At 56.4% G+C, this 12,343-nt stretch carries 12 protein-coding genes and 1 tRNA gene; 11 read left to right on the forward strand and 2 right to left on the reverse strand.

Features of this window, described 5'->3' with window-relative positions:
• Nucleotides 1-5: 5 nt before the first annotated feature.
• From purS to AC4FIA_RS10050, 5 genes are all read left to right on the forward strand, one after another.
• The gene (purS, locus tag AC4FIA_RS10030; RefSeq protein ID WP_103909566.1) at nucleotides 6-236 is read left to right on the forward strand and encodes a phosphoribosylformylglycinamidine synthase subunit PurS; all 231 of its coding nucleotides are present in this window, start codon (nucleotides 6-8) and stop codon (nucleotides 234-236) included.
• 28 nt (nucleotides 237-264) lie between these two features.
• Nucleotides 265-933 (forward strand): phosphoribosylformylglycinamidine synthase subunit PurQ, encoded by a 669-nt coding sequence (gene purQ / locus AC4FIA_RS10035; protein ID WP_490365727.1) that lies wholly within the window; start codon nucleotides 265-267, stop codon nucleotides 931-933.
• A 36-nt stretch (nucleotides 934-969) separates the two neighbouring features.
• A complete protein-coding gene (locus AC4FIA_RS10040; protein WP_490365728.1) occupies nucleotides 970-2,736 on the forward strand; it encodes a sensor histidine kinase in 1,767 nt (588 codons plus the stop codon).
• Between the two features lie 6 nt (nucleotides 2,737-2,742).
• Nucleotides 2,743-4,077 carry a sigma-54-dependent transcriptional regulator gene (locus tag AC4FIA_RS10045; RefSeq protein ID WP_490365729.1) on the forward strand — a complete coding sequence of 445 codons (1,335 nt, stop codon included), beginning with the start codon at nucleotides 2,743-2,745 and terminating at the stop codon, nucleotides 4,075-4,077.
• A gap of 272 nt (nucleotides 4,078-4,349) precedes the next feature.
• Entirely contained in the window at nucleotides 4,350-4,685 is a 336-nt protein-coding gene (locus tag AC4FIA_RS10050; RefSeq protein ID WP_490365730.1) for a hypothetical protein, read from the forward strand.
• 158 nt (nucleotides 4,686-4,843) lie between these two features.
• On the opposite strand, the gene AC4FIA_RS10055 is transcribed toward AC4FIA_RS10050, so the two are convergent.
• Nucleotides 4,844-5,305 (reverse strand): disulfide bond formation protein B, encoded by a 462-nt coding sequence (locus AC4FIA_RS10055; protein ID WP_490365731.1) that lies wholly within the window; start codon nucleotides 5,303-5,305, stop codon nucleotides 4,844-4,846.
• Nucleotides 5,302-5,880, reverse strand: a complete 579-nt coding sequence (locus AC4FIA_RS10060; protein WP_490365732.1) for a YqaA family protein — start codon at nucleotides 5,878-5,880, stop codon at nucleotides 5,302-5,304. Before AC4FIA_RS10060 ends, AC4FIA_RS10055 begins: the two co-directional genes overlap by 4 nt.
• A 579-nt stretch (nucleotides 5,881-6,459) precedes the next feature.
• Here AC4FIA_RS10060 and AC4FIA_RS10065 point away from each other — a divergent pair.
• The 6 genes from AC4FIA_RS10065 to AC4FIA_RS10090 form a co-directional block, all read left to right on the forward strand.
• Nucleotides 6,460-6,807 carry a MarR family winged helix-turn-helix transcriptional regulator gene (locus AC4FIA_RS10065; RefSeq protein WP_490365733.1) on the forward strand — a complete coding sequence of 116 codons (348 nt, stop codon included), beginning with the start codon at nucleotides 6,460-6,462 and terminating at the stop codon, nucleotides 6,805-6,807.
• A 45-nt stretch (nucleotides 6,808-6,852) separates the two neighbouring features.
• Nucleotides 6,853-7,173: a hypothetical protein gene (locus AC4FIA_RS10070; protein ID WP_490365734.1), complete on the forward strand. Its 321-nt coding sequence runs from the start codon at nucleotides 6,853-6,855 to the stop codon at nucleotides 7,171-7,173.
• Between the two features lie 35 nt (nucleotides 7,174-7,208).
• Nucleotides 7,209-7,292 (forward strand) — tRNA-Leu (locus tag AC4FIA_RS10075).
• Between the two features lie 11 nt (nucleotides 7,293-7,303).
• On the forward strand, nucleotides 7,304-7,705 hold the full coding sequence (locus tag AC4FIA_RS10080) for a hypothetical protein (RefSeq protein WP_490365735.1): 402 nt from the start codon (nucleotides 7,304-7,306) through the stop codon (nucleotides 7,703-7,705).
• A gap of 225 nt (nucleotides 7,706-7,930) precedes the next feature.
• A complete protein-coding gene (locus AC4FIA_RS10085) occupies nucleotides 7,931-10,258 on the forward strand; it encodes a hypothetical protein (protein ID WP_490365736.1) in 2,328 nt (775 codons plus the stop codon).
• Between the two features lie 689 nt (nucleotides 10,259-10,947).
• Nucleotides 10,948-12,343: cadherin-like domain-containing protein (locus tag AC4FIA_RS10090; protein WP_490365737.1), on the forward strand; the 1,396-nt coding region annotated here is incomplete at its 3' end.

A 12,343-nucleotide genomic window follows, 5' to 3' on the forward strand; every position in this document is an offset into this window, starting at 1 on the left:
TACAGATGAAAGCACGTGTCCATGTCATGCTGAAAGACGGGGTTCTTGATCCGCAAGGCGAAGCTGTGCGCCACGCCCTTGGTGGTCTTGGTTTCGGCGGCGTGTCCGGCGTGCGTCAGGGCAAAGTGATCGAACTGGATCTGGCCGACGACGCGACAGAAGACACCGTCAAAGAGATGTGTGAAAAGCTTCTGGCGAACACCGTCATCGAAACTTACCAGATCGAATTCGTCTAAGACGTCTAACGCCGAAGGAGCCGGTGCCATGAAAGCAGCTGTTGTCGTCTTTCCGGGGTCGAACTGCGACCGTGATCTTGCTGTTGCGTTCCGCAATGCAGGCCTGGATGTGGAAATGGTCTGGCACAAGGACACCGCGCTGCCGGCAGGTGTCGATATCGTCGGCATTCCGGGCGGTTTTTCCTTTGGTGACTACCTGCGCTGTGGCGCCATCGCGGCCAATTCGCCCATCTGCAACGAAGTTAAGGCCCACGCAGACCGCGGCGGTTTTGTCTTTGGCGTCTGCAACGGCTTTCAGGTTCTGACCGAAACGGGTCTTCTGCCGGGCGCTTTGCTGCGCAATGCAGGTCTGAAATACATCTGCCGCACGGTTCCGCTGCAGGTCGAAACAACCGACAGCGTGTTCACCCAATCCTATGAAAAAGGCGAACAAATCAACATCCCGATTGCGCACCACGACGGCAACTATATCGCCGACGATGAAACGCTGGCGATGCTGAAGGGCGAGGATCGTGTAGCGTTCACATACCGAGAAAACCCGAACGGGTCTGTCGCGGATATCGCAGGCATCCTGTCTGCCAACCGCCGCGTTCTTGGAATGATGCCGCATCCCGAGCGGGCCGCGGAATCTGAGCATGGAAACGCCGACGGTCAGCGTGTTTTCGCCCAACTGACCGAAACGCTGGCCAGCGCGTGACTTGAGACGTCGCTCGCCCATGCGTATCTTGTGTGAATGAGCGACGCACACTCTGATCAGAACACCTCCAAACGCACAGGCCCGCTAAGCTGGCGTGTGCGCATGGCTTTGGCTTTTCTGTTCCTGATCGCTGTGGGCACGGTTTGGGTGACAAACCGCCTGCTGACTGACCGCTTTACCGAAACAACCCAGAACCGCGCGGAACTGCGACTGGCGCTTTACAGCGGTAACCTGCTGTCCGAACTACGCCGCAATGCCATTGTGCCCCAGCTTCTGGCGCGTGACCCGTCCTTGATCGGGGCGTTGACCAGCAACGATTATTCCCAAAGCTCTCAGCGTCTGATCTCGTACGTGGATGAAATCGGCGCGGCGTCCTTGATGCTTTTGGATAAAGACGGGCGCACCGTTGCCGCGACCGACCGGAACAAGCTGGGCGAAAATCATCGCAATGCTGCATATTTTGTAGAAGCGATCCGGTCGAACGCGACTGTCTTTACGTCGCTCGAGCGTGAGTTCGGTGGCTTCGGCTTTAGCTACTCCCGTCGGATCGAAGACCAAGGCGCTATCATCGGCGTTATTGTGGTCGAGGTTGATCTGGCCAAGTTCGAACGCGCATGGGCGGGTATCTCGGATGCGGTTATGGTTACCAATTCCGAAGGCCGGATCATTCTTGCAACCGAGCCGCGCTGGCGGGGCAAAAGCGTGGAAGAAGCGCTGCAACAGAACCCAGCGGGCAGCGCCATCGAAAGGGCCATTCAGGCCACCACCGATTGGACGACCCTGTCTGCGGATGCCTATGTGATGGGCGAGGCGGTGATGCGCGTCGATGGCCGCATCCCATTCCGTGGCTGGTCGATGATCAACTTCACCACCTATGCCAGTGTGCGCGAACGTGTGAATGCGGTTCTGGCGTTGGAAATCATGGCCTTCGCTCTGTTGGCGGCGTTGGCGTTTTACGCGCTGTCCCGCAAAACGGCACTGCGCATGGCCTTGTTCCAGCGTGAATCTGCGGAACTGCGCGCCCTGAACGCGCGTTTGCGTCGCGAGATTGCGGAACGTGAGCGTGTGCAGGAAACATTGGCTGTGGCTGAACAGACCCTTGAGCAAAGTTCGAAACTGGCGGCCTTGGGCGAAATGTCGGCAGCGGTCAGTCACGAATTGAACCAGCCACTGGCCGCGATGAAAACCTATCTCGCGGGTGCGCGTCTGTTGTTGCGCCGAAACCGTCCGGACGAGGCGCTGACAGCCTTCCATCGCATCGATGATCTGATCGAACGCATGGGTGCGATCACCAAGCAGCTGAAATCATACGCCCGCAAAGGTCAGACCAGCCTGTCGCCCGTGGACATGAGCGAAGCGGTGGCCTCGGCGCTAAGTATGATGGAGCCGCAGTTGAAAGCGCGTCATGTGCGTATCAGCCGCAATATGCCGGATCATCCCGTGCGCGTGATGGGTGATCGGATGCGCATCGAACAGGTTCTGATCAACATGCTGCGGAATGCGCTGGACGCGACCAAAACCGTGCGTTCGCCCGAGATCGAGATTTTGCTGGCCGAAGGCGACACGGTGACCCTTAGCGTGCGCGACAACGGGCATGGTATCGACGACCTCGATGCGCTGTTCGAACCCTTTTACACCACCAAGCAACCGGGCGAAGGCACGGGGCTTGGACTGGCAATTTCCTCAGGCATCGTCACCGATCTTGGTGGCCGCCTGATGGCCCGAAATGCAGAAGGTGGGGGCGCTGTTTTCGAAATGCAGCTGCCTGCGCTCAAAGAAGAAGAAACCACAGCGGCGGAGTAGTGCGCGATGGTAAAAGCAATGAAAATCGCAATCGTCGATGACGAAAAGGATATGCGGCAGTCGATCAGCCAGTGGCTGGCCCTGTCCGGATATGACACCGAAACCTTTGCCAGCGCCGAAGAGGCGCTTGGCACGCTTGGCCCAGATTATCCGGGTATCGTGATTTCCGACATCCGCATGCCGGGGATGGATGGTATCCAGTTCCTGAAAAAGCTGATGGGCGCGGATTCCAGCCTGCCGGTCATCATGATCACCGGTCACGGCGATGTGCCCATGGCGGTCGAGGCGATGCGGGTCGGGGCCTATGACTTCCTTGAAAAGCCGTTCAATCCCGACCGGATGTCCGAGCTTGCGCAGAAAGCGACCAATGCGCGGCGTCTGACGCTGGATAACCGGCAACTGCGCCGCGAGCTTTCGGACGGCACCCAGATCATGCAAAAGCTGATCGGCCAGTCGCCCAAGATGGAACGCCTGCGTGAAGATCTTCTCGATCTCGGGCACGCCGATGGTCACGTTCTGATCGACGGCGAAACGGGTACCGGCAAAACGCTGATCGCTCACGCCCTGCACGCGGTTGGCAGCCGCGCGGGCAAGAACTTTGTCTTGCTGCCTTGCGCCGCGATGGACGAGGCCGCGCTGATGAAGCGGCTGTTCGGCCCGATGGAACCCGAAGACACCCGTTTGCCCGCGATTGAAGAGGCGCGCGGCGGGACGCTGGTTCTGGAAGATATCGAAAGCCTGTCCGATGCGGCTCAGGCTCGTCTGCTATCGGTGATCAACGATCAGGGTACGCCGCCCGAAACGCGGATCGTCGCGATCTGTAACCTTCAGGACGAAGGTCAGACCTGTGAATCCGCGCTGCGGCCCGATCTGTTCTATCGCTTGGCCGCTCTGCGCATAACCGTGCCGCCGCTGCGCCAGCGGGGCGAAGACATCCTGACCCTGTTTGCCCGTCTGTCCGAGCAATACGCCGAAGACTACGGCTGCGAACCGCCGCAGGTCAGCGCGCAAGAGGCCGCGCAACTGCTGCAGGCCCCATGGCCGGGCAACGTGCGTCAGCTGATCCATCTGGCCGAACGTGCGGTCCTGCAATCGCGCCGGGGCTCGGGTACTATTTCGTCGTTGTTGATGAACGACCACGAAGACATGAAGCCCGTCATGACGACCGAGGGTAAACCGCTGAAAGAATACGTGGAAGCCTTCGAGCGCATGCTGATCGACAACACGATGCGCCGCCACAAGGGCTCGATCGCTGCGGTGATGGAAGAGCTTTGCCTGCCGCGCCGGACGTTGAACGAAAAGATGGCGAAATATTCCCTACAGCGTGCGGACTACCTGTAAAGAGGGCCGGTCTGACGGCGTTCTCTTACTGTAAATGGTGCATACGAAAACCTTGAAGGCTCGAAGCGGAATGACTGCTTTGAGCCCATTGTGCAGGATGCTGAATCATGCGCGAAGGTCGGCTTCCCCAGCGGTGCAATCTGACTTATGCATAATGTATGGCACGTCGACTCATAACTTATTTTGCGGCCTTCGTAGGAGCGTTCTTGGTTTGGATAGCTCTCGCGGTGATCGAAGCAATCAACCCGCTCTTGCCTTAGAAGTACCCATTTTTGGCACTGTTCATGGGAATGAGCTTTCCCGGTGGCGCTTCAACAGAAATGCACTTTGTGAACCATGTCGCTGAAACATGGTTTCCGTTTTTAACAGCATTCGTCATCGCCAGATTTATCACAAAAAGGCGGGCGCGGTTAGGGGGCGCTATGTTGCTCTATGGATCTTTTCTGGCGTGGTCTTTGGTGATGGTTTGGTTGGATCAGCTAGGCGTGCCACTCAATATCATTTTTGGTTTGGGGCTAGCTGGTACGTTCTTTGGCGGAGCGTTTTTCTATGTCAGGTTTGTTGATCCCAAAACGCCGAAGCAAAAAAGTGTTTCAAGCGAAAGCTGACATTGGCGCAGCCGCAGTTAATGGCAGCTTTGTCCGCATAGCCGACATCCGTCGCAAAAAGCTCCCAGCGCTTTCTTTGGGAGCTGTTTTCCCACAAAGCGTTCGGCCCCGTCTTGCACCAACTATCGCAACGGGCTGGTTACGGACCGCCCCGATTTTTATGCAGACTTCCGGTAGGCCATAATCCAGATCGCCATCAGGCCAAAGGAAATGACCGCGTTCCAGCTGGCCATGGACAGGCCCATGAACTGCCACGCGATTTCATCGCAGCGGATTAGCGGCGCGCCCATGATCTGGTTCAACAGGTCATCTGTGGACAGGCCCTCGATGGAACCGGATGTGCAGGTTGTCGGACCTTCCCACCAGCCTTTTTCAACGCCTGTGTGATAGATGCCGACGGCACCGGTGGCAAAGGCTGCAATAGCGCCCAAGGCCATCAGGATGCGTGCGCCGATAAAGGCGAAGAGCGCACCAATCGCGATGGCTGCAATATGCGGATAACGCTGCCAGTAGCACAGTTTGCAGGGCGGCAGTTCGCCAATGTACTGAAAGCCCAAGGCACCCATCATCAGTGCGGCAGACCCTGCGGCAGCCAGTAAAACCAGTTGTTTTTGTGTCATAGAACTCTCAACACCATAAAGCCGCCGATCAGGACGATCAGGAAGGCGGCAAAGACCAGACCCAGTCGTTTTTCCACGAACTCGCGGATGGGCGGGCCATATGCCTTCAGCAAGGCCGCGACGATGAAAAACCGTAGGCTTCGTGCGACGATGGACGACAACAGGAAGGGGATCAACGGGAAGGATGCCCAGCCTGACATGATCGTGATAACCTTGAACGGGAAAGGGGTCATGCCCGCGATCAGCACCGCCCAAACGCCCCATTCGCTGAACGTGGTATTGAAGGCATCCATCTTTTCGGCTTTGCCCATTGCCTCAAGCACCGGCTGGCCGACCTGTTCGAAAAAGAAGTACCCGATACCGTAGCCCAAAAGCGCACCTGCAACCGAAGCGGCAGTACAAACGCCCGCAATCAGCCAAGCCCGATGCGGCGCGGCCAGAATCATCGGGATCATCATTACATCCGGCGGGATCGGAAAGACCGAGCTTTCGGCGAATGACACGATTGCCAGGATCCACAGCGCGGAGGCATGTTCGGCAGCGGCCAGCATTCTGTTATAAAGGCGTCTCAGCATCGGTTTCCTCGCAACCTACAGGGCGGGTTGATCACGACGGGACATTAGCGTCAAGAACCTGCATCTTTACCTCTGGACGATGTTGTTTCGGAGTTGTAGAGAGTTCGCCGTGCCCAAGTGGCGGAATGGTAGACGCTGGGGATTCAAAATCCCCAGCAACCACGCCGAAAAGTCTCTCCGCAGGTAAAATCTTCGCGTTTTCGCAAGGAAACGGAAAGGGCAAAAGCACTTATTTGTAGGAGGTTTGGCGTCATTTCGCGAACTTCTCACTATCTCCACTAATGCAACCTTCCGCCAAGTGCAGGTCACTACCATTTGTGACTTAGGTCACCCCTCACGTCACCTCTCCGCAGGTGGAGAAATGTCACCGCACACGCCGCACGACTAAGCCTAGCAGCTGTGATTGCGTTTGCCATTTCAACCGCCCCTACCGCTGATGTAGAAGACGGGGTAACCAACGGTCCAGCCAATTACGTCCTGCCCGAGAACTATGCTAAGGGCGGCTGCCGTAGATGCTAAATTAATGACCTGACCAGACGGCGTATTTTTGTCCGTGGGCCAACACATAAAGGAAATACCATGCCTGAATTTTCGAGTGATCAAGAACGTCAGACCTTCCGCAGTCTCTTCAACGTGTTTGAGGTCATGCGCGACCAAGACGCCGATATGTCAATTTCACAGGCCACCGTTTTCTTTTGGGTTTGTTTGAACGAAGGACGCACTCAGGCCGATCTACGCCAAAACCTTGGGATGCCGTCCTCGACCGCCTCACGCAGCCTTGCGGCACTCTCTAAGGTGCATCGCTTGGGTAAGGCGGGTCTGGACCTGATCGAGTGGACGGAAAGTGCCACCGACCGCCGCCAGAAAGAACTCTACCTCACACGCAAGGGCATCGCCCTTCGCAACAGGCTGGTTTCATTCATTTGATGCCAGTTTTACTTTGACCCGATACATCCACTAGAAGGAACGCACATGAGCCACAGCAGCATCACCCAACACACAGAAAGAGGCCCGCTGACCCTTTCAAAACTGATTGAAGACTCAAAGAAACGGCACGATGAAAGGTTCATCGCCAACAGCGGCCTTGGTGACCTCCCCTTGGATGTGGCACTTGGGTCTGTCGCAGGTCTGATGGGTCTGGAAGAGTTCGCGCACACGCCGGAGTTCAAGGCACTGGACAAGCTTATCGAAACCAAGCGGCTTCAGTCTGACCTGCTTAAGAAAAGCGAGAAACTGAAACAAGCATTGGCCGCCGTTCAGGCCGCAGAACGCGAACTTGCATCGGCCTCTTGACCAACCCCTTCACGTCCCCTAAACGCAGTCCCGTTGCGGGTGTGGCGGAACGGTAGACGCGAAGGTCTCAAACACCTTTTCCTCACGGAGTGTGGGTTCGATTCCCACCACCCGCACCAAGGAACCCCCCATGAAATTTGTATACCACGGAATGTCGGCACACCTGTCGGCGTACAACGCGCTTGTTGAACAGCCCCTGTTGTTCGGTGAGAAAACCGCGATCAAAACCGCCGCTTACACGGTCTTGTATGGTGGCAAACTTGCACACGCAGGGGACACCCTGTCCACTGGACACTTCGGGCATGTCACTGGTGACTTGATCGGTGACTTGCGGAGTGACGCGGTGACGGACGAAAGTGAATGTTTTCAATGGCTTCACGATGTTGCGGCGGTTTCAAAATCCCCCGACTTAACGGTCTTGTCGGTTCGAGTCCGACCTTGGGTACCACTTTCCGCAAATATCAGAACGTTCATTGACTGCTGCCTTGCGCATGGTCGTCGCTTAAACACGTTCATTTTTCACGAATTTTAAACAATCGCCCACCTATCACTGAAATTGGCTTTGATCTTGCAGGGAATTGCCACTGTAGGGGCCGGTCATTTTCGGCCTGCCGCTGCGCAGATCGGGTTAGGGCGATTGCTTGTTATGGGTGGATTTCTGGGGCTGTCACGCTGCGCCCCATAGGCCGCCACCGCGGGTGCATCGCTTCCAACTGAAAACGGGCGCAGGTCGCGTCCTTGTGACAGGGGGAATTTTATGGGCACGGCATCCGGTGTATTTGCAACCACCACAGGTGAACCCGGCTTGGGATATGGTCTGAACGGTATTTCAGATTGGACGACCCAACAGCCGTTTCTGGACGTCATGAAAACCGCGCGGCCGTGGACCGGCCACGAAGACGGCCAGTGGGGCGCCATGAGCTATGAGGATATGCAGGCGCTCGGGCTGTTGGATGAAAACGGTTACCTGACGGCCATGCCTGACGGCATTACCCGTGTCGAAACTTTTGTGCTGACCGAAATCACCGAAGAGGCAACATATACAGCCGGTCGCTATCGCCTGACTTTTGAAGGCGAGGGCGAGGTGCAGGTGTTTGGCGGGACCAATGTGGTCGCGCAAGACGGTGAAATCTGGTTCGATTATACGCCATCGTCCGAAGGGTTGGTCGCCATTTCCATTAGTTCGACCGATCCGAACGGAACAGGCGACTATCTGCGCGATTTTTCCTTGGTGAAGGAAGAACATATCGACGCGTATGACGCCGGCCAAATGTTCAATCCCTTGTTCATCGCGAACATCGAAAATGCCCATGCGCTCCGGTTCATGGACTGGATGGACACCAATAATTCGGACCTGACTGAATGGGCAGACAGACCGGACGTGGGTGATTTCACCTATGCCAACGGTGTTCCGGTCGAGGTGATGGTGGCCTTGGCCAATGAAACGGGCACCGAGCCGTGGTTCAACATTCCGCACAATGCCGATGACGATTACATCCGTGAATTTGCGAGCTATGTGGCCGAAAACCTCGATCCGGATTTGCGCGCGCATTACGAATTCTCGAACGAGGTCTGGAACTTCATGTTCGATCAGGCGCGGGACTCGGCGCTTGGTGCGCAAGAGCGCTTTGGCACCGATCTGGGCGATGGCTGGATGCAGGAATACGGGGCCCGTTCAGCAGAGATGGCAAGCATTCTGGATGAGGTCTATGCAGGGCGCGATGGGGACTATGTAAAGGTCATCGCAACGCACACTGCATGGACCGGGCTGGAACAATCCGCGCTTGAGGCACCGGCCTATCAGGCGCTGTCCGTGGACAACGTCGCGCCTTACACGTTGTTCGATACCTATGCCGTGACCGGATATTTTGGCGGGACCTTGGGGGGATCCAAGGCAGAAGATGTACTGGACTGGATCGCGGAAAGCCGCGCTTTGGCCGAGCAAGACGCAGATGCATTGGGCCTGACGGGGCAGGCGCGGGCGGACTACATCGCCGCACATCAGTTCGACCATGCCACTGACCTGGCCCTTCAGGAATTGCGGGATGGTTCGGTGACGGGTGATCCTGAGGGCAGTCTACAAGAACTGGATGCTTTGTTCGCCTACCATAGTCAGGTCGCAGACAGCTACGGTCTGGATATGGTGATGTACGAAGGCGGGACGCACATTGTCGGTCTTGGGGAATACACCTCCAATCAGGACCTGACCGCCTTCTTTGTCCATCTCAACTATTCCGACGAAATGGGCGTTCTTTACGAAGAGCTGCTGGATTCTTGGGTGGAAAACGGCGGGACGCTGTTCAACGCGTTCGTAGACGTGGCACGACCCTCGCAGTTCGGAAGCTGGGGCACGTTGCGCCACCTAGAGGACAGCACGCCAAGAGATGACGTTCTGGACACTTTCCAAGACACATACCCCCGTCTGGACGTGGTGGGTGAGCAGCCGGATGATCCGGTGGTTGATGACGTGGACCCGACTGATCTTGTCGAGGACCCTTCGCCAGAACCAGAACCAGAACCAGACCCCGAGCCTACGCCTGATCCTGGCCCAACGCCCGATTCTGATCCGGTCATCGATCCTGAGCCCGAAACCCCGCCGGAGGAACCCGAAGAAGAGGTGCCGAATGTGCGCGGCATTTTTCACGGCAGCGGCGTTGGGCTGTGGCGTGACAGGCTACTTGGCCTGTTGTCCTCGGATGAAGGCAACCAGACATCAAACCGGACGACCACTGAGCAGGTCGAGAGCAGCGCTGATGATGACACGCCGACCGTAGAAGCGATGTCTTCAGGTAGCGGCGGCTTTCTAGGCCTTCGGTTCTTGGGTGGAGGGGGAACGCGACCCCGCGTGCGCGAAGCTGAACAAGAGCCGGACGAGACGCAAGAAACAACAAATGCGGCGCCTCAGAATACGGAACAAGAGCACGCCACGGTCTTTCCCAGAAGCGGGATTTTCAGCCACCTGATGTTTAAAGGCAGTGGTGCGGCAAGTTTTGATAAAACTGCCGACGAGGACCAGCAGGACGCTGATGACCATCAGTCTGCAAAAAGTGCCAAGCTGGAATTCGAAGTCTTCGGCTTCTTCTAGGGCGGCAAAGCAACGTATTTTCGGGGCGGTATCTTTGGTTAGTTGCCGTCCCAAAAAGACGACTTTTTTGCGTCACATTTCGTCGAATCTAGGTTTTGATTCGGGTTCAAACCTAAGACGTTGTGACCAATTTTTCGAAAATCTGCAGATTACTCATCATTTGTGAACAAACTCTGAACGCTGTTTTTAGTGCTCTCTCGAAAATGTGACGCGTTTCGCCACATTTAGATTGTTTCCCAATGCTGAACAAAAAACCGCTGGATTCTATCAGTGCGGGAAAAAAACACTGAAAATCGCAGAATTTACAAACAATCGTTGAGTGAATTTCGATACTCCGAACGACAATGCGCGTCTAAGTTATCTTTCGATATTAATCTTTGACACCTTTGAGACAAATTTCCCCTTTGTGTCATAGTCACTGACACTTAAGAAGAGATCACGCCCAACTGGGGGGCGAAGACTGCTGGCCACGGGGGCGGCCTTTTATTTCGGATGTCATCCTTTGGATGCGTAGTGTCTGTGGAACGGATTGCCGTTTTCCGCCACCGGATTTGTGTGCCCTGAACTAGGCGCCAGCCGAACCACTCCGCGAAAAGTTTGACGAGTAAAGGTCGCGATCTTGGGGACAGGGTCCGGTGTTGGAAGCGGTCTGGGCGTGCCTGGATTGATGAGTTGAAGGATCGGTAACGATGGCTGATTTGTTTTTGGACTGGGGTGATCTGTCCACCCAAAACCAGGCACTGACTGATACAGGCGGCGTATCCGCGACAGTTGAAACAGGCGGCGTTGCTGTCGACATCTCCTTCGCAGAAACCGAAGAGGGCGCGAGCGCCAAGTACGTCGACTTCCTCGGCTACGTGGAAGAAGGCGAACCCTTTGATCCCAACTCGAACCTGAAATTGTTCGGTGACGGACAGGCGAGCGTCGACAACGGCACCAACACCTCGGTCACCACGCTTGATTTCCGCGCGACAGACGATGCTTACGCAGACAGCGTACAGAACGTTTCCTTCCGTCTGAGCGATGTCGATTTCGCGTCCACAGGGGAAGATTTGAACGGTCTGGAAGGCGAAGGCTTTCAGGACATCGTTACCATTCTGGCCTATGACGCAGATGGCAATGCTGTTCCTGTCACCATCACGTCCAGCGGTGCAGGCACAGTGTCCGGCGACACAGCCACAGGCACGACAACAACCAATCTTGAAGATGCGGACGGCTCGTTCCTCGTGAACATCGCGGGCCCGGTTTCGCGCATCGAAATCCTCTACGATAACGGTGGCCTGTCCGGTCAGGCGATCATGGTCTCCGACGTCCATTTCTCGACCGTCGATCCGGTTATGGACCTGCCGCCCGTTGCAAACGATGACCTTGGCTTTGGCGACGAAGACACCTCGATTGTTGTCAATGTTCTGGATAACGATAGCGATCCCGAAGGGCAGCCGCTGACGGTTACATCTGTCACGGAACCCGCCAATGGCACCGTATCGTTCACACCGGAAGGTGAACTGACATACACGCCGAACCCCGATTTTAACGGCACAGACACAGTCACTTACACCGTCACAGACCCGACAGGTCTGACGGATACAGCAACTGTGACCTTCACTGTTGATCCCGTGAACGACGCACCTGTTGCCGTTGATGACGAACTGATCACAGACGAAGACACCCCGCTGACGATCAATGTTCTGGGCAACGACAGCGATCCGGAAGGTCAGGCAATCACAGTTGTGGATGCGACCGACCCGGCAAACGGCACAATCAGCCTGTCCGCTGACGGTTTCCTGACGTACACGCCGAACCCTGATTTCAACGGGACGGACGAGATGACGTACACCATCGCGGATGCAGATGGTGTGACCTCGACTGCCACCGTCTTCATCACCGTAAACCCGACGCCCGACGCGCCGGTGGCGGCGGATGACGAGGTGACCGGCGACGAAGATATGCCGATCGTGGTCAATGTTCTGGACAACGACGTTGATCCGGACGGCGATCCGCTGACCGTGACAGACGTGACCGAGCCCACAAACGGCACCGTCACCTTCACACCGGAAGGCGAGATCACCTACACGCCCGATCCGG

Source organism: Thalassococcus sp., from assembly GCF_982780845.1.

Excerpts from the sequence above, each read along its gene's own strand:
- AC4FIA_RS10085 (WP_490365736.1), top strand. The coding sequence starts at position 7,931 with ATGGGCACGGCATCCGGTGTATTTGCAACCACCACAGGTGAACCCGGC.
- AC4FIA_RS10070 (WP_490365734.1), top strand. The coding sequence starts at position 6,853 with ATGAGCCACAGCAGCATCACCCAACACACAGAAAGAGGCCCGCTGACC.
- AC4FIA_RS10080 (WP_490365735.1), top strand. The coding sequence starts at position 7,304 with ATGAAATTTGTATACCACGGAATGTCGGCACACCTGTCGGCGTACAAC.
- purS (WP_103909566.1), top strand. The coding sequence starts at position 6 with ATGAAAGCACGTGTCCATGTCATGCTGAAAGACGGGGTTCTTGATCCG.
- AC4FIA_RS10055 (WP_490365731.1), bottom strand. The coding sequence starts at position 5,305 with ATGACACAAAAACAACTGGTTTTACTGGCTGCCGCAGGGTCTGCCGCA.
- AC4FIA_RS10060 (WP_490365732.1), bottom strand. The coding sequence starts at position 5,880 with ATGCTGAGACGCCTTTATAACAGAATGCTGGCCGCTGCCGAACATGCC.
- AC4FIA_RS10045 (WP_490365729.1), top strand. The coding sequence starts at position 2,743 with ATGGTAAAAGCAATGAAAATCGCAATCGTCGATGACGAAAAGGATATG.
- purQ (WP_490365727.1), top strand. The coding sequence starts at position 265 with ATGAAAGCAGCTGTTGTCGTCTTTCCGGGGTCGAACTGCGACCGTGAT.
- AC4FIA_RS10065 (WP_490365733.1), top strand. The coding sequence starts at position 6,460 with ATGCCTGAATTTTCGAGTGATCAAGAACGTCAGACCTTCCGCAGTCTC.
- AC4FIA_RS10040 (WP_490365728.1), top strand. The coding sequence starts at position 970 with ATGAGCGACGCACACTCTGATCAGAACACCTCCAAACGCACAGGCCCG.